Origin of the sequence: Cellulosimicrobium sp. JZ28, from assembly GCF_015327065.1 — a bacterium.
Taxonomy (GTDB): domain Bacteria; phylum Actinomycetota; class Actinomycetes; order Actinomycetales; family Cellulomonadaceae; genus Cellulosimicrobium; species Cellulosimicrobium funkei.
The window spans coordinates 105,001-128,950 of sequence record NZ_CP017660.1; the positions used below are offsets into that span (position 1 = coordinate 105,001).

Here is a 23,950-nt window from a genome sequence, read left to right on the forward strand (position 1 = left end):
GGGGCGTCCGGGCCGTCTCGGTAGACTCGGCGCCCGTGAAGATCCTCGTCGTCGGGACCGGTGCCCGCGAGCACGCCATCGTCCACGCCCTCGCGCACGAGGCCGACCGCCCGGGCGCGGAGCGGCACGAGCTGCACGCCGCCCCGGGGAACCCGGGCATCGGGGACCTCGCGACGCTGCACGCGGTGGATCAGAACGACGGCGCCGCGATGGCCGCGCTCGCGACGGACCTGGGCGTCGACCTCGTCGTCATCGGCCCGGAGGCGCCGCTCGTCGCCGGCGTCGGGGACGCGGTGCGCGAGGCCGGCGTCCCCGTGTTCGGGCCGAGCGCCGAGGCGGCGCGGCTCGAGGGCTCCAAGGCGTTCGCGAAGGACGTCATGGCCGCCGCGTCGGTCCCCACGGCGCTCGCGCACGTGTGCACCGACGTCGACGAGGTCGCGGCCGCCGTCGACGCGTTCGGCGCGCCCTACGTCATCAAGGACGACGGCCTGGCCGCGGGCAAGGGCGTCGTCGTCACGGAGGACCGTCAGGCCGCGCTCGAGCACGCCGCCGCGTGCTTCGCGACGCCCCGCCGTGCGGCGGACGGCACGCCCGAGGACCCGTGCGTCGTCGTCGAGGAGTACCTCGACGGTCCCGAGGTCTCCCTCTTCTGCGTGAGCGACGGCGCGACGGTCGTGCCGCTCGCGCCCGCCCAGGACTTCAAGCGTGCGTTCGACGCCGACGCGGGCCCGAACACGGGCGGCATGGGCGCGTACAGCCCGCTGCCGTGGGCGCCCGACGGCCTGGTGGAGGAGGTCGTCACGCGCGTCGCGCAGCCGACGATCGACGAGATGGCGCGGCGCGGCACCCCGTTCGTCGGCGTGCTCTACGTGGGCCTCGCGCTGACGAGCCGCGGCACGCGCGTCGTCGAGTTCAACGCGCGCTTCGGCGACCCGGAGACGCAGTCCGTGCTCACGCGCCTCGCGACGCCGCTGTCCGCGGTCATGCTCGCGGCGGCCCAGGGGCGGCTCGCCGAGGTCGGCCCGCTGCGCTGGCACGACGACGCGTCCGTCACCGTCGTCGTCGCGGCGCACGGCTACCCGGGCGCCGTCCGTGGCGGCGACCCGATCACGGGGATCGACGCGGCGGAGGGCGTCGAGGGCGTGCACGTGCTGCACGCGGGCACGTCGCGCGCGGACGACGGCGGCCTGGTCGCCTCGGGCGGCCGCGTGCTGTCGGTCGTGGCGCGCGGCGCGGACCTGGCCGAGGCGCGCCGCCGGGCGTACGCCGCGGTCGACCGCATCGTGCTCCCGGGCTCGCACCACCGCACCGACATCGCGGCGAGGGCCGCCGCGGGCGAGGTCACGCTCGCGGGCTGACGGCTCACCGGGCGCCGTCGCTACCCGCGGAACCAGGGGTTCCGGTTCACGGTCCCTGCCAGGCCCGCGAGCGCGGCGCCCGACGTGCCTCCCGTCGTGACGAGCGACAGACCGTAGGCGGACAGGATCGGGTTGACGGGCTGGTAGACGAACGAGCCGCCGTTCGAGCAGTCCTTGACGCGGCCGGACGTGACGCCCTGCGCCTGGTCGCCCGAGACCACGGAGCCACCCGAGTCGCCGCCCTCCGCGCACGCGCTGCCACGCGCGAGGCCCGAGACGGTGCCGGTGCCGTAGTTGACGGTGATGTTCTTCTGCTCGATGACGCCGCAGCGCCAGCCGGTCGTGGCGCCCGAGCGACACACCGAGGCACCCACGGGCGCCTCGACCGAGCCGGCGACGCCGACCGTGCCGCCCGCGTAGTCGTTCACCCGGGGGACGGGAGAGAATCCGGCGTCGACGCGCACCCACGCGTAGTCGTGGCCGGGGAACGACGCCGCCTGGACCATGCCCATGCGCGCCCAGCCCGCGGTGAGCACCTCCTTGCCCGCCGCGCCGCAGTGCCCTGCCGTGACGAACCCGCCCTGGACGGCGAAACCGATCGAGCAGGCCGACCCCGACCACCCGCCGGGGTCCCGCGAGATGTAGCGGTCCCCGCCGCGCACGTCGGCCACCGGCTCGTACGGCGCGTCGACGACCTCGGTGCGCACGGCGGACCCGTCCGTCCCCGACGCCTCGACGAAGGCCTCCGCGGCCGCGGGGTCGAGCGCCTCGACGACGACCTCGTTCGTGGTGACGTCCACGTACCACGCCTGGACGGCGTCGGGCGTCCTGGCCGCGTCGAGCTGCGCCGCGACGTCGTCGAGCTCGGCCTGGCTCCGGTCCACGACGACGGCCGTGGCGCCGGCGGCCTCGACGTCCGCGACGGCCGCAGGGTCGGTGACGGCGACGACGGGCGCACCGGCCTCGGCGTCGACCCACGTCCCGGCGTAGACGGCGCCGAGCTCGCCGCTCAGGGCGCGCTCGACCGTGGCCGTCGCGGCGTCGAGGGCGAGCCGGTCGTCGACCTCCGCCGGGTCGAGCCCGAGGTCGCGCTCGAGCGCGCGCAGCTGCCCCGACGGGAGCCCGCCGCTGGTGCGCCCCGTCGCGTGCCCGGTCGCACGCCCGGAGGCGGCGCCGGGCGCGGAGACGGAGGTCGACTCGGGCCGCGGCGTGCTCGCCCGTGCGGCCTCCGTGAGCCCGGCGCTCGCGACCAGCACCACCAGTCCTGCCGCTAGCGCTGTCCTGGGGTGGTGCATCGGTGTGTCCTCCGTTCCGGTGACGGCCGCCGCCGTCGGCGCAGCCGGGACGGACGTGTGCACGCAGGAGGCGCTCCGGAGCGGGCCCCCGACGGTGGGGGAGCGTGCCCACGGTCGTCCTCAGGGGACACTAGCCGCCGGCCGGAGGTTCGGCGCGGGCTGGGACGTCGGTCCGGGCGCGAAGCGCCCGGGCGACGGCCGGGCGCCGGTCAGGGCTCGAACGTCTCCGCGTCGAGGAGGTCCGGCGACGAGCCGAGCAGCGAGCGCGTGATGCGCTCGGCGTCCGCGGTCATCTCGTGCACGGCGGACCCGAGGTCCTCGTCTCCCACGTCGTGGCTCGCCTCGACCGCGCGCAGCACGGCGCGCCGGACCACCTCCTTGACGAACGAGGCGGTCACGCCGTCCGTGCGGTCGGCGGCGTCGGCGAGTGCACCGGAGGTGAACGGCAGCTCGCCGCGGTAGAGCTCGAACAGCCGGAGCCGCGCCGACGCGTCGGGCAGGGGGATCTCGACCGCGAGGTCGACCCGGCCGGGGCGCTGCGCGAGCGCGCGCTCCAGGAGGTCGGCGCGGTTCGTCGTCAGGACGAACGCGACGTCGGAGTCGCTGGCGAGGCCGTCCATGGCGTCCAGCACCTCGAACAGCAGGGGCTGCGGGCCGTCGTGGAACGAGCGGTCCTCGGCGATGAGGTCGCAGTCCTCGAGCACGATGATCGCGGGCTGGAGCGCACGGGCCGTCTCCGCGGCGAGCCGGACGAGCCGGAGCGCACCCCCTGCGAGGACGATCACCGTCGTGCCCGGGCTCTCGCCGACGAGGTGGCGGACGGTGTGGGTCTTGCCCGTCCCCGGCGGACCGTAGAGCAGGACGCCGCGCTTGAGGTGCTGACCAGCCGCGAGGAGCTCCGTGCGGTGCCGCGCGACGCCGAGCACCTGACGCTCGATCCTGCTCAGCGTGCCGTCCGGGAGCACCACGTCGTCGCCGGGACCCGGTCTCGCGGCAGGAACGTCATGCCGCCGGCCTGCGCGCCGTAGTCCGACGCCGTGAACGTCACGACCTGGCCGCGCAGCACGCTGTGCTCGACCATGGCCGCCCGGAGCTCGGCGAGGAGCGACAGGGCGGCGTCCTCCTGGGGGCACATGACCTCGACGCTGCCCTCGTCGCCGTGCCGCGGGTTCGCCGCGCGCTGCAGGAGCGCGACGGGCGTGCCCGCGTACGCGAAGAGGTGCAGACCGAAGGAGACGGTGCGGCGCTCGCTCTCGGGGCCCGTCGCCGCGCGCGCGTAGTCCACCGCGCCGACGGGAAACTGGCGCCACAGGGCGGAGTGCTCGACGATCTCGGAGAGGGACGTGTGCATCCGCTGCTCGCCGCCACCGACGCCGACGACGCGGCCACCGCCGTGACGGGCGACGACGGCCTCGATCGCGACGTCCGCGTCGACGCTGCGCAGAGCGGACACCGTCTCGGTGACGACCGCGATCGAGCGCGGGTCGGTGCCGAGGTGCTCGCGCAGCACGTCCGCGACGGACGGCCCGGCGTCGGTCCGCTGCCGCTGGGCCTGCTCGTTGGCGGTCTCCATGAAGGCCGAGAAGGTGGCGAGGAAGTCGCGCACCCCCGGGTCGTGCGTCGCGCGCCCGGCGTCCTCGCCCTGGTCGGGCGTGCCGTCGAGCGCGCCGCCGGGGGCGGCTCCCGAGGTGGACGAGGGGCCGGGTTCGCGTCGCATGGTGCGACACTAGGGGCCGTGACCCACACCCCGCAGGACCCCGGCTCGGCCCTCTCGCTCGGCGAGGCCGACGCCCTCGACACGGCCGCGCTCGACCTGCCCGGCTGGACGCACGCGTACTCCGGCAAGGTGCGCGACCTGTACACGCCGGACCTGCCGGCCGTCGGGGGCGTGCACCCCCTGGGCGACGTCGTCCTCGTCGTCGCGAGCGACCGGGTGAGCGCCTACGACCACGTGCTGTCGCCCGGTATCCCGGACAAGGGCGTCGTGCTCACGCAGCTCAGCCTGTGGTGGTTCGAGCAGCTCGCCGACCTCGTGCCGAACCACGTCGTCTCGACCGCCGTCTCGGCGGTGCCGGGTGACGGCCTCGTGCCGGACGTCGTCGCCGGGCGCGCGATGATCTGCCGCCGCCTCGACATGTTCCCCGTCGAGTGCGTGGCGCGCGGGTACCTGACGGGCTCCGGCCTCGTGGAGTACCGCGCGGGCGGCGAGGTCTGCGGCGTGCCGTTGCCCGACGGCCTCGTCGACGGGTCGCGCCTGCCCGAGCCGATCTTCACGCCGGCGACGAAGGCTGCCGTGGGCGAGCACGACGAGAACGTCTCGTTCGACGTCGTGGCCGAGCAGATCGGCATCGACGACGCCACGCGCCTGCGCGACCTCACGCTCGCCGTGTACGCGCGCGCCGAGGAGATCGCGCGCGAGCGCGGCGTGATCCTCGCGGACACCAAGCTCGAGTTCGGTGTGGACCCGGCGACGGGGGAGACGGTGCTCGGCGACGAGGTGCTCACGCCCGACTCGTCGCGCTTCTGGCCCGCGGACCAGTGGGAGCCGGGTCGCGCGCAGCCGAGCTTCGACAAGCAGTTCGTGCGCGACTGGCTCACGTCGCCCGCGTCGGGCTGGGACCGCGCCGCGGACACCCCGCCGCCGTCGATCCCGGCCGACGTCGTCGCACGTACCCGCGCGCGCTACCTCGAGGCGTACGAGCGGCTCACCGGGTCGACGCTCGCCTGACGCCTGACGCCTGACGCCTCACGCCGTCCGCAGGGTGCCGGGTCGGAGGTAGGTGTGCCCGCTCGGCGCGGTCCACCGGACCGACCCGTCGGCGAGCAGCGCCGGGCGCCAGCCGTCGCGTGCGCGGACGACCCGGTGGTGGCGGCACAGGGCGACGAGGTTGTCGGCCCCGTGCGCGGGCTCCGCGTCGTCGTCCATACCGGTGCCTGTGCCTGTGCCTGTGACCGGCCGCGGGGCGACGACGTGGTCGAGGTCGCAGCGGAACGCCGGTACGCGGCAGCCCGGGAAGACGCACGTCCCGTCGCGCGCGAGGACGCGCGCCACGGTGGCCGGCGCGGGCCGTGAACGGCCGCGGTCGATCGTCGGGACGGGTGCTGCCGGTGCGTCCATGGGGAGCCTCCGTGCGTCGTCGGGCGAAGTGTCGTGCGAGGGCGGGGAAGGGGCAGGACCCCGCCCTCGCACCGTGCTCGAGCGTGCGCCTCGAACACGTGTTCGAGCCTAGCCCCACCCTCCGACACGCGCCCAGAGATTGCGCGTATAGGTCGTCGGGCGATATATATCGACCATGGTCTCCTCGGCCCCGTTCCGCATGACGGAGCAGGCGTATCTCGTGCTCCTCGCCCTCAGCGGGGAGCCGCTCCACGGCTACGCCGTCATCCGGTCGGTGCGCGACCTCTCCGACGGCCGCACCCGCCTCGGCGCGGGCACCCTCTACGGGAACCTCGACCGTCTCGTCGCGGCCGGTCTCGTGGAGCCGACGGGCGAGGAGGTCGTCGACGGCCGGCTGCGTCGCTACTACCGCGCGACCGACGACGGGCGCCGCGCCGCCCGCGCCGAGACCCTCCGCCTCGCCGAGCTCGCGGAGCGCGCGCGCCGGTCGCTCACCCGCGGTGCCGGTCGAGGTCCCGCCGACGGTCTCGCCGGGAGCGGCGCGTGACCGGGCGACGGGCCGCCGCCGACGGCGCGCAGCCCGGCCGCCCTGCCCGCGGGGCGCGCGGCACAGACCGGTACGAGCGGTCCGCGCGGTTCTGGCTGCGCGCCTACCCCCGGCGCTGGCGCGACCTGCACGGGGACGAGGCGCTCGCCGTCCTGCTCGACCTGGCGCCCGAGCCGGACGACGGCGCCGCTCCCCGCGCCATCGGCGCCCGGGAGGCGTGGGGGCTCGTGCGCGCAGGGTGGGCGCTGCGATGGCGCGAGCACCCGCCGCTCGGGCGCTGGCTGCTCTACCGGTCGCTCGACCTGCGGCTCCCCGCGCGGTACTGGTGGTGGGTCGCCGACGACATCCACGGGGCGCTCTACCCCTGGCGCGTCACCCTGGGCAGCCTGGGGACCGCGTTGGCGGTGTTCTACGGGTGGCCCGTCCTGGGCCATGTGCTGTTCTCGTACGACGTCACCCGGCCGGACCTCTGGTTGGGTGCGCTGTGGTGCGCGGCTGCGTTCGCGAGCGGGTTCCTGTTCCGGCGGTCCCACGTCGACCGGGCCTGGCGCAAGCACGTGCTCGACGGGAACATCCCGGTCGACACCCCGGACCGGCGCCGCACCGCGGGCGGCTGAGCACGCCCGCTCACCGTGCGGACGCCCGACCGGGCGGGTGCGCGCGCCCGCTAGACTGAGCGCGGAATCCCGCCGTCGGCTCCCGCTCGTCCCGTCCTCCCGGGCGTCCTCGACGCCCGTGACGTGGCCGGGATCCCGGAGCCCCGGCCCTCCCAACACTCTCGCCAAGGAGCCCCCGTGGGACGCGTCGTCGTCGAGGTCATGCCCAAGCCCGAGATCCTGGACCCGCAGGGCAAGGCCGTCGTCGGGGCGCTGCCGCGCCTCGGCTTCACCCAGTTCACGTCCGTCCGCCAGGGCAAGCGGTTCGAGCTCGAGGTCGAGGGCCCGGTGACGCCGGAGGTCCTCGCCGCCGCCGAGGAGGCCGCGGTGAAGCTCCTGTCGAACCCCGTCATCGAGGACGTCGTGCGCGTCGCCGACATCGAGACGGACGCCGCCGCGACGATCACGTCGCAGGGTCTCGCCTGATGACCGCCTCGGCTCTCGCGACGGCCACGGTCGGCGTCGTCACCTTCCCCGGCACGCTCGACGACCGCGACGCCGCGCGCGCGGTGCGCCTCGCGGGCGGCGAGGCCGTGTCGCTCTGGCACGCCGACGCCGACCTCCACGGCGTGGACGCGGTCGTCCTGCCCGGCGGCTTCTCCTACGGCGACTACCTGCGCGCGGGCGCGATCAGCCGCTTCGCGCCGGTCATGGAGTCGATCGTGGACGCCGCGAAGGGCGGCATGCCCGTGCTGGGCATCTGCAACGGCTTCCAGATCCTCACCGAGGCGCACCTGCTCCCGGGGTCGATGGTCAAGAACGACCACCTGCACTTCGTGTGCCGCGAGCAGGTCCTCGTGGTCGAGAACGCCGACACCGCCTGGACGCGCGACTACACGGCCGGCCAGCGCATCACGATCCCGCTGAAGAACCAGGACGGGCAGTTCGTCGCCGACGAGCGGACGCTCGACGAGCTCGAGGCCGAGGGTCGCGTCGTCTTCCGCTACGACGGCTGGAACCCGAACGGGTCGCGCCGCGGCATCGCGGGCATCTCGAACGCGGCGGGCAACGTCGTCGGGCTCATGCCCCACCCGGAGCACGCCGTCGAGCCCGGCTTCGGCCCGGCCGCCGAGGCCGGCCCGCGTGCCGGCACCGACGGCCTCGGGTTCTTCACGTCCGTCCTGGGCGCGCTCGTCCGCGCGTGACGCTCCCGCGCGTCCTGCCCGACGCCGTCGGGCGCCCCGGGACCGGGGCCGTCACCGTGGCGACGGTCCCGGCGGACGACGCCGCGGCCGAGCGGCTGCGGTCGCGGCAGCAGGCGGAGCTCGCGGTGCGCTACGGCGAGCCCGACGCCGGCACGTTCGCCCCCGAGGCGGCGCTCGCGAACGTCGTGGTCCGGGAGGACGGCGAGCCGGTCGCGTTCGTCGCGCTGCGCGACGTCTCCGGCACGCCGGACGGACGCGGCGGCACGCACCCCGCGCGGACCGGCGAGGTGAAGCGCCTGTACGTCGAGCCCGCCCACCGGGGCCGCGGGCACGCCCGCACCGCGATGCGCGCGCTGCACGAGCGCGCGGTCGCCGCGGGCCTCGACCGGCTCGTGCTCGAGACGGGCACGCTCCAGCCGGAGTCCATCGACCTCTACCTCTCGCTCGGGTACGTGCCGATCGAGTCGTACGGCCACTACGCCGGGCAGCCGCTCTCGCGCTGCTTCGCGCTCGACCTGCGCGTGTCGCCCGCCGCTGCGTCGGATGCCGCCGGAGCGCGGACCGCCGCGCCGGATGCCACCGGACCACGGGGCGCTGCGCTGGACGGCACGAGGTCGGGGTCCGGCGCCGCGGCGGGCGGCCTGGTCGTCGGGGGCGCGGCGGTCGAGCTCCGAGCCGTCCCGTGGGACGACCCCGACGCGGCAGCGCTGCGCCGCGAGATGCACGAGACGTCGTCCGCCGTCCTGTACCCGGAGCTCTTCGGCGGCCTCGACTCCGCCGGAGGCTTCGAGGGCGTGGACGCGCGCCTGGGAGCGGACGTCGTGGTCACCCTCGTGGCGTACCGGGACGGCGAGGCCCTCGGGTGCGCGTCGCTGCGACGGCCCGAGCCCGGCGCGCCGCAGGACGCGCTCGAGGTGAAGAAGGTGTTCGTGCGCGAGAGCGCGCGCCGCACGGGGACCGCGCGTCGGCTCCTCGACGGGCTGGAGACGGCGGCGCGTGAGCGCGGGGCCTCCACGCTCCTGCTCGAGACGGGCATCCGCCAGCCCGGCGCCATCGCGCTCTACCGCTCGCTCGGCTTCCGTGCCGTCGCGCACTTCCCGCCCTACGACGGCGACAACCACGTCGCGCTGTGCTTCGCCAAGCCGCTGACCTGAGGCGATACCCGCCGTGCCGCATATGACCGCGCTGTCCGGTTCCGCTAGGGTGGACCGGTGATCCCCCTCGCGTCCGGCGCCCACTCCGTGGCCTCCGTCGTCCTCGAGCTGCTCGGGTGGGTCTCCGCAGCCGTGACGCGGGTGCCCGGAAGGATCGGTGCGCTCGCGGCGGAAGTGCGGGAGACCGCGGCGGGCTGGGGCCTCCCGGTCGGCGAGGTGACCGACCTCTACGCCGACTTCCCCGTCCGCCTCGCGCTCGCCGTCGGCGCCGTCGCGCTGGTGTGCGCGGTGGTCGCCCTCGTCCACGGCCTGCGGCAGCGGCCCGGCGCCACGGGCACCGAGGGCGACACCGGGCACGTCACCGGGAGCTGAGCAGCGGCGCGACCTCGTGGCCGAGGAAGCGCACGAACGCCTCGACGTCGGGCTCGTCCGCGGTCGGCTGGACCGCCACGGCCGTCGCGCCCGCCTCCGCGAGAGCCAGGACGCCCGCCGCGACCGCGTGGGCGTCACCTGCGGCGCCGATGCCCCGACCGGGCTCCGCGCCCCACACCGGCAGCTCGCGGTCGACCCGTGCCTGCGCGTCCGGCCCCGTCGCGGCGATGAGCGTCGCGTGGACGTCGAACCCCGGGCCCGCGCCGCCCTCGCGCGCGACGGCCGCCGCGCCCCGCACGTCCTCGGGGGTCAGCGCGTTCGTGAGGATGAGACCGTCGCCGAGCTCGCCGGCCAGCGCGAGCGTCCGCGGCCCGGACCCGCCCAGCCACAGCGGGACCGGCTCCGTGGGCGGCCAGTCGAGCCGGACGGCGTCGAGCGTGACGTACCGGCCGTCCGTCGTGAGCTCCTCGCCCGCGAGCAGGCTCCGCAGCGCCGTCGCGTGCTCGCGCAGGAGCGTCAGCGGCGACGCGACGCGCACCCCCGCCTGCCCCATCCACTCCTGGACGCCGTGCCCGACCCCCGCGACGAGGCGACCGGGGAACATCCGCGCGAGCGTCGCCACCTCCATCGCCGTGATCGCCGTGCTGCGCAGCGGGGCGGGCATGAGCCCGATGCCGACGCGCACGCGCTCGGTCCACGCGAGGGCAGCGGCCGCCGAGGCGAGGCCGGACTGCTTGAAGCAGTCCTCCCACACCCAGAGGTCGTCGAGGCCGGCGTCCTCTGCCGTCGTCGCGAGCCGCCGCAGGCTCTCGGGTGCGTGGGTGGGCACGAACGCGATACCGAGCCGTGGTGTCGTCATCCCGTCATCGTGCACCGTGGCACCGACAGTCAGCCGTCGCGGCTCGGGGTGCCGGGGGTGTCGTCGGCCGCGTCCGCTCCGATGTCGGCGATCGTGCCGGTGCCGGTGCCCGCGTCGGTGTCTGGGCCGGCGAGGAACGCGAGCTGCGCGGCGACGGACTGCCGGGCGGCTCCTCGCACCGCGGGGTCGACGTCGGCGTAGACCCGCGCGACCACCTCGTCGACCGCGCCCGGCGCGTCCGGGGCCAGGCCGAGCGTGGTCAGCGCGGCCCGCACCTGGGCGAGACGCTCGTGACGGTGCTCCCGGTACGCGCGCACGCGCGCCGCGAGGTCGTCGACGAGCGGTCCGTGGCCGGGGAGGCCGGTCACCGGTCCCGGGCCGCCCGTGACGGCCTCGATCGCGTCGAGGCTCGCGATGTAGGCGCCGAGCGACCCGTCGGGCGCCGCGATCACCGTCGTCCCCGTCCCGAGCACCGTGTCACCCGTGAGGACGGTCGTGCCCGACGGCGTCCGCGCGCCCTCGTCCGCCGCGGTCCCGGAGCCTGCGGCGACGGGGCCCGCGGTGCCGGAGCCCGCCGAGCCCGGGTCCGCCGTGCGGCGGGCTCGGTCGTCGGTCGAGGCGACCGGGCCGTCGTCGGGCAGGACGAGGCAGACCGAGTCGGCGGTGTGGCCGGGCGTGGCGAGGACCGCGACCCGCAGGCCTGCGGCCTCGATCACCTCGCCGTCGCGCAGCGGCGCGCCGCCGTGGCAGTGGTCCGGGTCGGCGGCCCGCACCGGGGCGCCGGTGCGCGCGTGCAGCCCGGGGGACCCGGCCGTGTGGTCGGCGTGCCGGTGGGTCACGAGCACGAGCTCGACCGGCCCGGCGGCGGCGAGCGCGTCGAGGTGGGCCGCGTCGTCGGGCCCCGGGTCCACGACGACGCACGACGCCGAGCCCGGCGCGCGCAGCACGTACGAGCGCGTGCCGTCGAGCGTCATGGGGCCGGGGTTGTCGGCGCGGAGGACGGCGGCGAGGCGCGTGACGGGCGTCGGGGCGCTCATGTCACGCGCGATGCCGCAGGACCGCCGGGCGGCCCTCGTCGTCCCACTGGGCGAACCGCGCGTCGATCAGCGGCGCGACGAGCTCGTACGTCTCCCACGTGTCCGGGACGCGGTACACGTCCTCGGGCTCCCCGTCGCCGGGGCTCACGGCGTCCACGTAGTCCTCGAGGTAGAGGCCGCCGTCGCCCTCGTCCTCGTCGTCGCCCGCGTAGTAGGCGCTCGCGAACGCAATGCCGACGTCGTCGAGGTCGTGGTCGACGAGCTTGCCGTCGCACGACTCGTGCACGAACGCGCCCGGCGTGACGGTGCGGTCGCGCAGCGCCGCGAGCTCGTCCTCGGATTCCTCCTCGAGCTCCGGGGACGCGTGCCCCGCGAGCACCGCCCACGCGAGGAACATGCCGATGTGCGTCGCCCCCGCCTCGGGACCGGCCTCGGGCGGGTAGCCCTCGCCGCCGGAGTGCCAGGACGCGTCGTCGTACTTCGTGGTCATGCGCGCGACGCTACCGCCTCCCACCGACGCCGCCGCGCCCCCGCCACGACGCCGCCGCCGACCACGACGTCGCTCCGCGTCGAGCACGACGTTGCTGTCATGACGGGCGCCCTGGCGACAGCGACGTCGTGCTCGGCGGGGAGGGTCAGACGGCGAGCTTGCCCGCGAGGAGCTCGAGCGTGCGCGCGCGGCCCGGCGTCGCGTCGAGCGCCTCGTCCGCCCGGGACGCGGCGACGGGCACGACCATGACCTCGTCCACGCCATGGCGCTCGGCGAGCCGACGGACCTCGGCCGCCGCGGCGTCGGGCGTGCCGACGGCCCAGCGGCGCAGGCTGTCCTCGACCATCTCCCCGGCCGCACCGGCGAGCGGCGCGGCCTGCGCCTCCTCGACGGTCTCGAGCGCGGTGAGCGCCTGCCCGGTGCGCAGGCGCGCCATCATGCGGGCCTGGGGGAGCGCCCGGGCGCGCGCCTCGTCATCGGTCTCCGCGACGACGGCGTTGAGGGTGAGGAACGTGCGGGGCTCGGGGTACGCCTCGCTCGGGCGGTAGCCCTCCCGGTACAGGGCGAGGATCTCGTCGATGCCCTGGCCCGAGAAGTGGTTCGCGAACACGTACGGCAGGCCGAGCTCGGCCGCGAGGCGCGCGGAGTAGTCGCTCGACCCGAGCAGCCAGACCGTCGGGGTGCCGTCCGCGGCGGGCGTCGCGTGCACGTCGTAGACCTGCCCGCTCGTGAGGCGCAGCGTCGCGCCCTGCGGGCTCATGAGCGCGAGGATGTCCGTGACGTGCTGGGGGAAGCGGTCGACGTCGGCCGTCGGGCCGGTGATGCGCAGGAGCTGCGTGACGACCGGGTCCGAGCCGGGGGCGCGGCCGAGGCCCAGGTCGACCCGCCCCGGCGCGATCGCCTCGAGCGCGGCGAACTGCTCGGCCACGACGAGCGGTGCGTGGTTGGGCAGCATGACGCCGCCCGAGCCGACGCGGATCCGGTCCGTCACCGACGCCGCCGCGGCGATCATCACGGGCGGGGTCGAGGCCGCGACCGCGGGCATGTTGTGGTGCTCGGCGAACCAGTAGCGCTCGAAGCCGAGCCGGTCGGCGAGGCGGACCAGGTCGAGCGACGCTCGCACCGCCTGGGTGCTGGACTGGCCCGAGCGGACGGGCACGAGGTCGAGGACGGACAGGCGGGGGGTCTGGGTGCTCACCCTGATGCCAACCGGGCACCCCCGTGCCTCATTCCCCGGGGCGACCGCGCACGCCTGCCAGGATGGTCGCCATGGACGTCCCCTCGATGATCATGGGCGCCGCCGTCGCGTCCGTCGCCTGGATCGTGCTCGTGCCCTGGGGCCGCCTCAAGGAGCTGCGCGAGCGGGATCAGGCGGAGCGCACCGAGGACTGACCGCCGGGCAGCGGAGTCCGCAGCCCGCTCGCCCGGTGGACCGGGCTCGTCACCGCGGTGCGTACGGCGTCCTCGGAGCCGACGACGCGCACGAACGACTGCGCGCGCGTCACCGCCGTGTACAGCAGCTCGCGCGTGAGCAGCGGCGAGGTCGCGGGCGGCAGGACGAGCGTGACGCGGTCGAACTGGCTGCCCTGCGCGCGGTGGACCGTCATGGCGTGCACGGTCTCCACGGGCGGCAGCCGGTGCGTGCGCACGCGCAGCGGCGCGCGCGGGTCCCCGAACACGGCGACGACCCCGCCCGAGGGCTCCGCGACGAGCACGCCGGTGTCGCCGTTGTAGAGCCCGACCTCGGCGTCGTTCGTCGTGACGAGCAGGGGCCGCCCGGCGACCCACGGGGAGTCGGTCGCGTGGTGGCCGGTCGCCTCCTCGACCCACGCCTCGACCTGCGCCGCCCACCGGCCGCGCCCCGCGGGCCCGCGCCGGTGCGCCACCATGACACGGTGCCGCGCGAGCGCGTCGAGCGCGGCGGCCGCGTCCCCGGCGCGCGCGGCCTCGACGAGCAGGGTCCCCGCCGCGACGGCGTCCGCGCGGACCGCGGCCAGCACCGCGTCGTCGGGCTCGTCGTCGGGCGTCTCGAGGAACTCCACGGACCCGTGCCCCGCGCGCAGCAGGGCGAGCGTCGCCTCCGCGTCCTCGGCCCGGACCGCGGCGGCGAGCGGCAGGATCTCCGAGTCGCGGTCCTGACGGTGGACGGTGCGCAGCCGGACGACGCCGTTGCCGAGCACCGCCCGGTCGTCGACCTCGCCGTCGGCGGGCGGCGGCGCGTCGGCCAGCGCGGTCTCGGCCGCCGCGAGCACGACCGGTGCGGTGGCCGGGGGCGTGACGGGCTCGCGGTGCACGAGGTCGCCGAGCACGGCACCGGCCTCCACCGAGGCGAGCTGGTCCGGGTCCCCGACGAGCACGAGCCGCGCGTCGGGCCGCAGCGCCTCGAGCAGCCGCGCCATGAGCGGCAGCGCGACCATCGACGTCTCGTCGACGACGACGACGTCGTGCGGCAGGTGGTGGTGCGCGTCGTGGCGGAACCGCGTGCTGCTGCCCGGCCGGTACCCGAGCAGGCGGTGCAGCGTCGTCGCGACGGGCGTCCCGACGCGCGCGCGGTCGGCCGCGTCCTCGAACCCGGCGACGACCTCGCGCACCGCCTCCTGGAGCCGTGCGGCCGCCTTCCCGGTCGGGGCGGCGAGCGCGACGCGCAGCGCCGTGCCCTGGTCGGCCGGGACGTTCGCCCCCGCGCGCGACGGAGCGGGCGCTGCGGCGGTCGCGGGGCGGGCGGCGTCGTGCAGGACGGCGAGCAGCCGCGCGACCGTCGTCGTCTTGCCCGTGCCGGGGCCACCCGTGAGGACGGTGAGCCGGCGCGTGGCGGCGTGCGCGGCGGCGAGCCGCTGGCGCGTGTCCTCCGCCGCGGGGAAGAGGCGGGCCAGCGCGGCGTCGAGGCGGTCGGCGTCGACCGGCAGGTCGGGTGCCGCGAGCCGGCCGTCGACCTCGTGCCGGACCGCGAGCTCGTCGCGCCAGTAGCGGTCGAGGTACAGCGCGCCCCCGACCCAGCGCGCAGGGCGGTCGGGCGCGCCGTCGACCCCGACGGCGACGAGCGGGCTGCGCGCGACGGCGTCGGCCCACGCGGTGCGGTCCGGCCACGGCAGGTCCGCGGCGTCGGTCCGGGCGGCCTCCTCGTCCTCGGGCAGCGCCAGGGAGCCGAGGTCGTCGAGGCGCACGCACACGGAGCCGCTGCGCACGGCACGGACGGCGAGCGCGACGGCGAGAAGCACCCGGTCGTCGTGCTCGCCCGTGAGCCGGCCGAGCCGCAGCGCGACGCGCACGTCAGCGGCCGAGACCACGCGCGCGACGTTGAACGGCGCCAGGCCCGTCGGCACGCCGACGGCGAGCCGCGGGTCGCCCTCGTCGACCGCGTCGCCCGCAGGAGGAGCGGTGGGCCGGAGCGCCGACCCGGGAGTGGTCGTGGTCATGCGCGACCTCCGTCGAGCAGGGCGGACAGGGCGACGACGAGCCCGGGCGGCGGGCTCCAGGCGACGACGCCGTACGGGGTGCCGTCAGGGCCGCGGGGCGTGTCCGGGCCGGCCATGCCGCGCACGAAGAGGTACGCCCCACCGGCGAGGTCGCGGTCCGGGTCGTAGTCGCGCACGCGCCACCGCAGGTAGCGGTGGAGCGCGACGAGGTAGAGCACGAGCTGCAGCGGGTAGTGCGAGGCGAGCATCGCGTCGCGCATGGCGTCGGGGTGGTAGTCGCCCACGGCGAGCGGGACCCCGGGCGGCCCGACGCGGTTCGTCTTGTAGTCGACGACCAGGTACCGGTGGCGGCCGCCCGGATCCCCGTCCGGAGCGCCGTCGGGACCCGGGGCGGGCACGCGCAGCACGGCGTCGATCGAGCCCGTGAGGTAGCCGCGCAGCGGGACGCCACCGGTGCTCGTGCCGGTCTCGGACTCGTCGGCAAGCGCCGCGAGCAGGTCGGGGTAGCGCGCGAACGCGTCGTCGGCGGGCAGGTAAGCCCGCAGGACGTCCGCGAGGTCGCGCAGCGTCGCGGGACGCACGCCCTCCGTCTCGTCGCCCCCGGCGAGCGGGAGCTCGAACTCGAGCTCGGGCAGCCGGTCCCGCGGGTCGACGTCGGCGAGCGTGAGCCCGCCCGCGATCGGGCCGAGCGGCGTGCGCAGCGACAGGCCGAGCGCCGTCGCGAGCGCGACGGGCTCGACGCCCGGCACGCGGACCGTCGCCGCCTGCGCGCAGCGGGCGCGCACCTCGGCGTCGAGGTCGTCGGCCGCGGTGTCGACGTACTCGAGGATCTCGTGCACGAGCGTGCCGAACGCGGTGCCGCCCGGCTGCCCCTCGTACGGGGACGGCACGTCCGCGCCGGGTCGCGGGGCCGAGGCCGGGGCCGAGGGCGCGGCGGTGTCGTCGTCGGCGGTCTCCTCCGGCTCGTCCTGCACGCCCGGGTCCTCGGGCTCGCTCTCGATCCCGCCGACCGGGCCGTGGTGCGCGGCCGCGGTCAGGGCCGAGTACGACGCCCGCCGCCATTCGCGGTCCGGGAGGTGGGCCGCGGTCGCGAGCGCGAGGTCCGTGCCCGACCGGGTGCCGGGCGACCAGGGCTCGCCCTTCGGCCGGGCGTCGACCTGCTCGACGACGACCGTACCGCCCGACCGCGCCGCGACCGCCTCGAACGTGGACCGGACGGCGTCGTCGCGCATCGCGTCGGGCCGTGCGTGGCGCCCGGGCTCGCCGCCGAGCATCCGGTCGGCGAGCAGGAGGCGGGTGAGCGGTCCCGATCCCGTGCTGCGCTTCGTGGGGGTCCAGTGCACGACGACCTGGTGCCGAGCCCGGGTGAGCGCCACGTACAGCAGGCGCAGGTCCTCGCCCAGCTCCTCGTCGCGCCAGCGCGCCTTGGCGTCCACGAACCCGGGGGAGCCGACCCCGCCGAGGTGCAGCACGCGCTGCCCGTGGTCGTCGTGGAACGCGAACAGCTCCTGGTCGTCGGGCTCGAACCGCTCCCACCCGAACGGGACGTAGACGACGCCGAACTCGAGGCCCTTCGCGGCGTGCACGGTGACGACCTGCACGGCGGCGGCGTCGGTCTCGAGACGGCGGGTGCGCTCGTCGGTGAAGACCGTCCCGACCTCGGCGATCCGGGTCCGGAGCCAGGCCGTGAGCGCGGCCGTGCCGAGCCCCTCGGTCGTCGCGGCCTCGTGCAGCGCCTGCGTGACGTGGCGCAGGTCGGTGAGGTAGCGCTCGCCGTCGGCGCGCGCCATGACACGGGCCGTCGCCCCGCGCCGTGCGGCGACCTCCGCGACCGCGGCCACGCCCCGGTCGGCGAGCAGGTGCGCCCAGGCCCGGACCGTGTCACCGAGCTCGTCGTGGTCCGCGTCGTCCGCCGTCGCGAGGCGCTGCGCGTCCCAGCCGACGAACGGGGTGAGGGCGAGCGCCGTCGCGCGCCGGTGGAGGCCCGGCTGCTCCAGCGCCGCGAGGAGCGTGAGCCAGTCCTGCGCCGCGGCCGACCCGAACACGCTCGACGGCCCCGAGACGACCGCGGGCACGCCCAGCGCGACGAGCGCCGAGCGCACCGCCTCGGCCTGCGCGTTCGTGCGCGTCAGCACGGCGACGTCGCGCGGCTCGAGCGGGCGCCAGCGCGCCGCGTCGCCCGCCGCCCCGCCGACGTCGTCGCGCACGCGGTCGCCCCCGCCGGACGCGGTGCCGAGACGGCTCGCGACGTCGGCCGCGACGTCCTTCGCGAGCAGGCCGCGCGCGTCCGGGGCCGACGGCGCCGACGAGGCGCCCAGCCGGTAGGCGCGGCGCGTCACCTGCCGCAGCCGCACCGGCGCGCCGCCGGAGAACCGCGCCTCGGGGTGCGCCGCGTCGACCGGGCGCACGACGATGCGCGGGTCGCCGAGCGCCGTCTCGCCGAGCAGCGCGTGCAGGCCTGCGAGGAGCGGGCCGTCGCTGCGCCAGCTCGTGCTGAGCGTCGCGGTGTCCGTCGCGTCCTCGACGGCCTGCAGGTACGTCACGACGTCCGCGCCGCGGAACGCGTAGATCGCCTGCTTGGGGTCCCCGATGAGGACGAGCGCGCTGCTCTCGTCGGGCCGCCCGTGGAACGCGGTGCGCAGGATCGCCCACTGCTCGGGGTCCGTGTCCTGGAACTCGTCCACCATGACCACGCGGAACCTCGACCGGACGCGCTGCGTCGCCGTCGCACCGTGCTCCGGGTCGGTGAGGGCGCGTCGCAGCAGGACGAGGAGGTCGTCGTAGTCGAGCAGGTGCATCGCGCGCTTGCGCGCCTCCACCTCGCGGCGGGCGGCGACGGCGACCTCGTACCGCGCCGCGGCCACCGAGCCCTCGGCCGCGTCCGACGGCGCGACCACCGCCCCGTGGTCGCTCACCGCCGCGCGGGCGACCGCGCGCACGTCGCGCGGCGAGAGGATCGGCTCGCTCTGGTCGGCGAACCGCCGCACGTACAGGTCGTCCGTGACCTCCTCGACGAGGTCGGCCACGTCGGGCAGGAAGCTCGTCGCGAGGTCGACGTCGGCCGCCGTCCCGAGCGCGGTGAGCATCTGCTGGCAGAACCCGTGCGTCGTCGTGATGGTCGCGGCGTCGAGCTGGGACAGCGCGACGCGCAGGCGCTCACGACGGCGGGCGAGCTCGTCGGCGTCGACCGCGGCGAGGAACGCGACGAGCTCGTCGGTGCTGTGCGCCGGGTCGGTGCCCCGCAGCGCGCGCTCGGTCGCGACGAGGCGCTCGCGCACGCGGTCGCGCAGCTCCGACGTCGCGGCCCGGCCGAACGTCACGAGCATGATCTCGGGCAGCGCCGCCACGCCCTCGGCGACGTAGCGCGTGGTGAGGGTCGCGATGGTGTGCGTCTTGCCCGTGCCGGCGCTCGCCTCGAGCACGACCGTCCCGCGCGGCAGGTCGCCGAACGGGTCGAAGCGCCGCGGGCTCCCCGCGACGGGTCCGGGCACCGCGGGTCCGGACGCCGCGGCGGGAGTGGCGGGTGCGGACGTCGGGCCGCTCATCGCGCACCTCGCAGCTCGTGCTCCAGCAGGGGGTCCCACACGCGGCGCGCGAGCGCGCCGAGGCGGGTCGGGTCGTCGGGGAAGCGGCCCAGGTCGGCGGTCGTCGCGTGGCCCGCGAGGTCGGGGAGCGCCGGGTCCTGGCCCCACGCGAGCACGACGTACGGGTCCTTGCGCTCGAAGCCCTTGTTCCACGCCCACCCGGCGCGCATCAGGGCGTCGCGCGCGTCGGTGGTGCGCCGCTCCTCGGCGTAGCGGAGCGCGACCTCGGGCAGCAGCGGCAGGGGCTCGCGGGCGGCCTCGTCGCGCAGGGCCACGAGGTCGGCCAGCACGGCGGCCGCCGTGTCGCGGTCGGGCGGCGTGAGCGTCGACCACGCGACCCCCGGGCCGCGGGGGGACCGGCCGATCGCGACGGCGTCCCACGGGCGGTCCGGGTCGCTCACGCGCAGCGCGAGCGCCTGCACCCAGGCGCGCAGCCGGTGCTTCGGCCCGAGCCGCGAGTACTCCGTACGCACCACGCGCGCGCCGTGCACGCCCGGCACGCTGCCGACGAGCGCGCCGCCGTCCGGGAGGGTCGCTCGCACGTCGACCGTCTCGGCGGAGCTCAGCACGTCCTGGCTCACGGGACGACCGGCCGCGACGTCGGCCTCGCGCGCGGCCTCGACGGACGCGACCCGGAGCGGCCCCACGGCCCGGACGACCTCCTGGAGCGCCGACCGGCCGAGCTCGCGCGGCGGGACCTGGCCGCGGCGCCACTCGGCCTGCATCGCGCGGTTCGGGTCGACGCCCGCGAGCGCGGCCCGCAGCACGCGGTCGCCCACGCCCCAGCCCGCGAGCCCCGTGAGGGAGAGGGGCAGCCGGTCCTCGACGTCCTCCTCCTCCAGCACGAGACCCACGTCGAGCGTGTGCTGCGCGAACCAGCGGGGTGCGTTCTCGAGCAGGCGGACCAGGTCGTCGAGCTCGACGTCGGCGCGGCGCCCGGTCGCCGTGGGCGACCCCGGTCCTTCCACGGAGCCGACGGCGGCACCGTCCGGCAGCGAGAGCGGTGCGCCGACGAGCGCCCCGACCGGCTCACGCTTCTCGCGCGCCTGGCGGGCCCCGGCGAACGCCGCGTCGTCGTGGCTGAACGGTCCGGGGACGCCGAGCGCGCCCGGCGTGAAGTTCCGCTCGTCGACCGTCTGGAGCGGGTGCTGCACGACGACGTGCTCCCGCGCGGGGCGCCCGTCGGCCGTGGTGGCCACCCGGTCCAGCGCGTCGAGCAGCTCCGCCACGGGCACCGCGGGCGGGCGCGGCGCCCCGGTGCGCTCGTCGGCACCCGTGTGCACGACGACGAGGTGGTCGCCCGCCGCGGCGACGGCGTCGAGGAAGATCTGCCGGTCCTCGCTGCGCGCGTCGCGCTCGCCGATCTCGGGGTGCCGGGCGAGCAGGTCGTCGCCCGCGGGCGCGGCGGTGCGGGGGAACACGCCGTCGTCGAGCCCGAGGAGGCACACGACCCGGTGCGGCACCGAGCGCATCGGCTCGAGCGAGCACACGGTGAGCGCGCCCGTGCGGAACCCGGCGCGCGTCGGGCGCCCGGCCAGGCGGTCGTCGAGCAGCGCCCGCACGTCCGCGAGCCGCAGCGCGACCCCGCCGTGCGCGGCACCCGCCGCCCGGACGTCGCCCAGCACGCGGCGCGCAGAGCCGATCTGCCACGCCTCCGTCGGCGGCGCCTCCGCCAGGAGCGTGAGCGCGCGGTCGAGGGTGTCGAGCCAGTGCGCGAGCGGGTGCACGCCGTCGAGGCCGCGCAGGATCTCCGTGAGCCGCGCGACGAGCTCCGCGAGCCGGCCCGCGAGGTCCACGTCCGTCGAGCCGACGTCGTCCAGCGGGAGCGCAGGCCCGACGAACCGGGCGTCCTCGTCGGCCATCGCGGCGCCGAGCAGGATGCGGTCGAGCGCCGCGTCCCACGTGCCCTGCCGCACGTGCCCGTCGATCCCGAAGCGGGCACGCCGCTCGCCGTCCTCGCCCCAGTGGACCCCCGCCTCGACGGCCCACTGCCGCAGGCGGTCGACGTCGTCGTCGGAGAAGCGGAACCGGCGGCGGACCGGGCCGCTCGCCGCGAGGTCGAGCACCTCGGACGCCGTGACGCGGCCGTCCGCGAGGCGCAGCAGCGTGGCGAGCAGCGCGAGCACGGGGTTGGTGGTCCCGGCGCCGCGGTCCGCGAGGCTGACCCGCAGCCGCTGGCCCGGGTGCGCGTCGTCGCCCAGCTCAGGGACGGCGCCGAAGGTCGCGGTGACGAGCGGCGCGAACGTCTCGACGTCGGGGCACAACACGATGACGTCGCGCGCCTGGAGCGTCGGGTCGGCGGAGAACAGGCCGACGAGCGTCTCGCGCAGCACCTCGACCTGCCGGGCGCGGCCGTGGCACGCGAGCACCTGCACGGAGCGGTCCGTCGGGTCCAGCGCGTGGGTGCCGTCCGGTGCGTCGGCCCGCAGCGCGGACTGCAGCGCGCCGAGCAGGGTCGGTGGCGGGGGCGCCGCCTCGTGGTGGGTCTCGCGCGCCTCGCCCGCGGCCAGCCGGAGCTGCAGCTCGACCGTGTCCCGGCCGGTGGACGCGAGGAACGGGTGGCGCGCGAACGTCGGCAGGTCCGCGCGACGCCAGACGGGCGCGCCCGCGTGGTCTGCGCTCGCGCCGCCCGTGAAGGGTTCGCCGGCGGACGCGGCGACCGTCGCCCACAGCGCCGGCGAGGGGTGCACGAGCCACAGGTGGACGTCGCGGTGCGCGGCGAGCGCGCGCAGGACCCGGAGCTCGTCCTCGGGGAGCCGCGTCGGTCCGAACACGGACAGCCGCGGCGGCAGGTCGACGGCCGCTGGGTCCGCGCGCAGCGCCGCGACCGCCTCCGTCACGCGCCGCGCCGGGTCCGTCGCCGGGACGCGCTCCACCAGGCGGCGCCACAGCTCGGGCTGCCACGCGAGGTCGTCCGGCGCGACGGCGGTCCCCGCGACCGGGGGCGACCACGCGAGCACGACCTCGGGCCGCTGGCGGGCGTAGTCGACCAGGAGATCCGCGAGCCGTCGCGCGAGCGTGAGCCGCCGGCCCCGCCGCACCTCGTCGCTCGGGTCGCCGACGTAGCGCGCGAGCGGCGCCGCCCACGGCTCGGCGAGGTGCGCGTCGAGCACCTCGAGCACCGACCACGCGAGCCGCTCGGGCCGCCACGGGTCGTCGTCGGGGTCGAGGTCCGTGAGGTCGGCCACCACCTGCTCGACGAGCCGCCGCGGGCCCCGGAAGTCCACGTTCGCGCAGATCCCCGCCGTCTCGCCCGCGCCCAGGTGGTGCGAGAGCCGCTGCGCGAGCCACCGCTCCACCCCGCGCGTCGGGACCGCCACGACGTCCGGTGTGAACGGGTCCGCCGGGACCTCCGCGAGCACGGCGGCGAGCGGCGCCACGAGCGCCTCGGCACGCTCGGAGCGGTGCACGTGCAGCAAGAGGACCCCTGTCGGTGGTGGTGGCGTGATCATGTGCCCGGCCCGTGGCCGTGCGCTACGAGGAATCTACGAGGTGCGACCCACACCGTCGAACCGCCGTCCACAGGCGGACCGGGGACTACGGTGTCCGCACCGCACGCGCGCGGAGGCCGCGGCGGACCGGCACCCGAGGGAGGCCCGATGCGGCAGCGGAGGACGACGGCCGTGCTGTGCACGATCGCCGACGGCGCCGCGGCCGGCACCGTCGCGGCCGCGTGCCGCGGGGCGCTCCTGGCGCTGCGCGACCGGGTGGCACGGCTCCAGCTCGACGTGTACTCCGACGAGCCGTGGCCACCGGACACGACGGACGCGGTGCACGCCTTGGACGAGCTGCGCCGCGCACGACGCGGACGCCTCGCCCGGCGCTTTGGGTGGGAGCCCCCGATCTCGCTCGAGCTCGACCCACGCGACGACCGCGAGCTCGACCTCGCCCTCGTCGTCGCCCCCTTCACGATCTGCGGCTCGGGCTTCGACGAGGACGGGACGCTGCTCTGGGACGTGAACGACACCGGGACGTCGGTGACCTTCCTCCTGCTCCCGGAGGAGCTGGACGCGGTCCGGTCGCACGTCGCACGGTCGGGCGGCCGCCCGGAGGACGTCGTCGTGCTGGGCGACCGTCGCGGCTCACGCGAGAGCGCTTCGCGCGGCTCAGCCGCGCCGTGCCACGAAGACCCACTCGCGACCCGGGCGGTCGGGCGCGTCCCGGACGTCCACGACCTCGAACCCGCACGCCACGAGCGACGTCTCGACCTCCTCGCGCTCCCGGAAGCGCAGCGTCGAGTCGGAGTGGAGCGTGGTGCCGTCGGGCAGCACGGTCGTGTCGTGGAAGGACACGAAGGGGAGCGACACGTCGGTGAGGTCGGTCCAGGACTCGACCGGGCCGACGTCGGGCACCTCGACGCGCGTGACCGTCGCCTCGCGGACCCACCCCTCCCAGGCCCGACGGGCGGGGACACGGGTCTCGAGCACCAGCCACCCGCCCGGCACGAGCGCGTCGTGGACGCCCCGCAGCGTCGCGGCCCACGCGTCGTCGGTGAGGAACACCTGCGCGACGTTCGCCGTCATCGTCGCGAGGTCGGCCTGGAGCGGGGGAAGGGTCGTCGCGTCGCCGTGCAGCCAGCGCACGCGCTCGGCGCCCGGCTTCGTGCGGGCGACGTCGAGCGACGCACCCGCCGGGTCGAGGCCGACCACCTCGACGCCGCGCTGCGCGAGCAGGCACGCGAACGTCCCGGTGCCGCACCCGACGTCGAGCACACGGCGCGCGCCGAGCTCGTCGACGATCGCGACGTAGGCGTCGAGGTCGGACCGGTCCGGGTCGAGCGGGTCGTAGAGGGCGGCGAGGCGGGGGTCGTCGAAGAGGGCGTCGGGCACCCGATGACGCTACGAAAGCTCACGCGACCGGTCCACCCGATCCTGGGAAGCCCCCGGTGCCGACCAGGCCCCTGCTGCCCGCCGAACAGG

At 76.8% G+C, this 23,950-nt stretch carries 21 protein-coding genes; 9 read left to right on the forward strand and 12 right to left on the reverse strand.

The window, feature by feature from the left end; genetic code table 11:
* The first annotated feature begins 35 nt into the window (after nucleotides 1–35).
* Nucleotides 36–1,358 (forward strand): phosphoribosylamine--glycine ligase, encoded by a 1,323-nt coding sequence (gene purD / locus BJP59_RS00455; RefSeq protein WP_194521870.1) that lies wholly within the window; start codon nucleotides 36–38, stop codon nucleotides 1,356–1,358.
* A 20-nt stretch (nucleotides 1,359–1,378) separates the two neighbouring features.
* Here purD and BJP59_RS00460 read toward each other — a convergent pair whose 3' ends face one another.
* The 3 genes from BJP59_RS00460 to BJP59_RS00470 form a co-directional block, all read right to left on the reverse strand.
* On the reverse strand, nucleotides 1,379–2,614 hold the full coding sequence (locus BJP59_RS00460) for a S1 family peptidase (protein WP_194521871.1): 1,236 nt from the start codon (nucleotides 2,612–2,614) through the stop codon (nucleotides 1,379–1,381).
* A 248-nt stretch (nucleotides 2,615–2,862) separates the two neighbouring features.
* Nucleotides 2,863–3,621, reverse strand: a complete 759-nt coding sequence (locus BJP59_RS00465; protein ID WP_194521872.1) for an AAA family ATPase — start codon at nucleotides 3,619–3,621, stop codon at nucleotides 2,863–2,865.
* Nucleotides 3,597–4,370, reverse strand: a complete 774-nt coding sequence (locus BJP59_RS00470) for a hypothetical protein (RefSeq protein WP_194521873.1) — start codon at nucleotides 4,368–4,370, stop codon at nucleotides 3,597–3,599. Before BJP59_RS00470 ends, BJP59_RS00465 begins: the two co-directional genes overlap by 25 nt.
* A 96-nt stretch (nucleotides 4,371–4,466) precedes the next feature.
* Between BJP59_RS00470 and BJP59_RS00475 the strand changes: the two genes are divergently transcribed.
* On the forward strand, nucleotides 4,467–5,381 hold the full coding sequence (locus BJP59_RS00475; protein WP_228485468.1) for a phosphoribosylaminoimidazolesuccinocarboxamide synthase: 915 nt from the start codon (nucleotides 4,467–4,469) through the stop codon (nucleotides 5,379–5,381).
* Nucleotides 5,382–5,399: 18 nt separating this feature from the next.
* Here the strand turns inward: BJP59_RS00475 and BJP59_RS00480 are convergent, their stop codons facing one another.
* Nucleotides 5,400–5,579 carry a hypothetical protein gene (locus BJP59_RS00480; protein ID WP_194521875.1) on the reverse strand — a complete coding sequence of 60 codons (180 nt, stop codon included), beginning with the start codon at nucleotides 5,577–5,579 and terminating at the stop codon, nucleotides 5,400–5,402.
* Nucleotides 5,580–5,946: 367 nt separating this feature from the next.
* On the opposite strand from BJP59_RS00480, the gene BJP59_RS00485 reads away from it, so the two are divergent.
* From BJP59_RS00485 to BJP59_RS00510, 6 genes are all read left to right on the forward strand, one after another.
* A complete protein-coding gene (locus BJP59_RS00485) occupies nucleotides 5,947–6,318 on the forward strand; it encodes a PadR family transcriptional regulator (RefSeq protein ID WP_228485204.1) in 372 nt (123 codons plus the stop codon).
* Nucleotides 6,315–6,935, forward strand: a complete 621-nt coding sequence (locus BJP59_RS00490) for a hypothetical protein (protein ID WP_194521876.1) — start codon at nucleotides 6,315–6,317, stop codon at nucleotides 6,933–6,935. Before BJP59_RS00485 ends, BJP59_RS00490 begins: the two co-directional genes overlap by 4 nt.
* A gap of 177 nt (nucleotides 6,936–7,112) precedes the next feature.
* Nucleotides 7,113–7,400: a phosphoribosylformylglycinamidine synthase subunit PurS gene (gene purS / locus BJP59_RS00495; RefSeq protein WP_021483374.1), complete on the forward strand. Its 288-nt coding sequence runs from the start codon at nucleotides 7,113–7,115 to the stop codon at nucleotides 7,398–7,400.
* A complete protein-coding gene (gene purQ, locus BJP59_RS00500) occupies nucleotides 7,400–8,119 on the forward strand; it encodes a phosphoribosylformylglycinamidine synthase subunit PurQ (RefSeq protein ID WP_034654359.1) in 720 nt (239 codons plus the stop codon). The genes purS and purQ overlap by 1 nt, the downstream gene beginning before the upstream one ends.
* Entirely contained in the window at nucleotides 8,116–9,273 is a 1,158-nt protein-coding gene (locus tag BJP59_RS00505) for a GNAT family N-acetyltransferase (RefSeq protein ID WP_228485205.1), read from the forward strand. Before purQ ends, BJP59_RS00505 begins: the two co-directional genes overlap by 4 nt.
* 57 nt (nucleotides 9,274–9,330) lie before the next feature.
* Nucleotides 9,331–9,645 (forward strand): hypothetical protein, encoded by a 315-nt coding sequence (locus BJP59_RS00510; RefSeq protein ID WP_114553694.1) that lies wholly within the window; start codon nucleotides 9,331–9,333, stop codon nucleotides 9,643–9,645.
* Here the strand turns inward: BJP59_RS00510 and BJP59_RS00515 are convergent.
* The 4 genes from BJP59_RS00515 to BJP59_RS00530 all read right to left on the reverse strand — a co-directional run bounded on the left by BJP59_RS00515 (nucleotide 9,632) and on the right by BJP59_RS00530 (nucleotide 13,229).
* Nucleotides 9,632–10,504 carry an LLM class flavin-dependent oxidoreductase gene (locus tag BJP59_RS00515; protein ID WP_114553693.1) on the reverse strand — a complete coding sequence of 291 codons (873 nt, stop codon included), beginning with the start codon at nucleotides 10,502–10,504 and terminating at the stop codon, nucleotides 9,632–9,634. The genes BJP59_RS00510 and BJP59_RS00515 overlap by 14 nt on opposite strands.
* A 29-nt stretch (nucleotides 10,505–10,533) precedes the next feature.
* On the reverse strand, nucleotides 10,534–11,541 hold the full coding sequence (locus BJP59_RS00520; RefSeq protein ID WP_194521877.1) for an MBL fold metallo-hydrolase: 1,008 nt from the start codon (nucleotides 11,539–11,541) through the stop codon (nucleotides 10,534–10,536).
* Nucleotide 11,542: 1 nt separating this feature from the next.
* The gene (locus BJP59_RS00525) at nucleotides 11,543–12,031 is read right to left on the reverse strand and encodes a DUF7832 domain-containing protein (RefSeq protein ID WP_194521878.1); all 489 of its coding nucleotides are present in this window, start codon (nucleotides 12,029–12,031) and stop codon (nucleotides 11,543–11,545) included.
* 145 nt (nucleotides 12,032–12,176) lie between these two features.
* A complete protein-coding gene (locus BJP59_RS00530) occupies nucleotides 12,177–13,229 on the reverse strand; it encodes an LLM class flavin-dependent oxidoreductase (RefSeq protein WP_194521879.1) in 1,053 nt (350 codons plus the stop codon).
* Nucleotides 13,230–13,300: 71 nt separating this feature from the next.
* Here BJP59_RS00530 and BJP59_RS20105 point away from each other — a divergent pair, with 71 nt between their 5' ends.
* Complete coding sequence (locus BJP59_RS20105; RefSeq protein ID WP_021483523.1) at nucleotides 13,301–13,423, forward strand: hypothetical protein; 123 nt, start codon at nucleotides 13,301–13,303, stop codon at nucleotides 13,421–13,423.
* On the opposite strand, the gene recD is transcribed toward BJP59_RS20105, so the two are convergent.
* From recD to BJP59_RS00550, 4 genes are all read right to left on the reverse strand, one after another.
* Nucleotides 13,399–15,447, reverse strand: a complete 2,049-nt coding sequence (gene recD, locus BJP59_RS00535; RefSeq protein ID WP_194521880.1) for an exodeoxyribonuclease V subunit alpha — start codon at nucleotides 15,445–15,447, stop codon at nucleotides 13,399–13,401. The two genes, BJP59_RS20105 and recD, sit on opposite strands and share 25 nt — an antisense overlap.
* Complete coding sequence (locus BJP59_RS00540; protein WP_194521881.1) at nucleotides 15,444–18,992, reverse strand: UvrD-helicase domain-containing protein; 3,549 nt, start codon at nucleotides 18,990–18,992, stop codon at nucleotides 15,444–15,446. Before BJP59_RS00540 ends, recD begins: the two co-directional genes overlap by 4 nt.
* Complete coding sequence (gene recC / locus BJP59_RS00545) at nucleotides 18,989–22,441, reverse strand: exodeoxyribonuclease V subunit gamma (RefSeq protein WP_228485469.1); 3,453 nt, start codon at nucleotides 22,439–22,441, stop codon at nucleotides 18,989–18,991. The genes BJP59_RS00540 and recC overlap by 4 nt, the downstream gene beginning before the upstream one ends.
* Before the next feature lie 696 nt (nucleotides 22,442–23,137).
* Nucleotides 23,138–23,860: a class I SAM-dependent methyltransferase gene (locus BJP59_RS00550; RefSeq protein ID WP_021482693.1), complete on the reverse strand. Its 723-nt coding sequence runs from the start codon at nucleotides 23,858–23,860 to the stop codon at nucleotides 23,138–23,140.
* Nucleotides 23,861–23,950 lie beyond the last annotated feature (90 nt).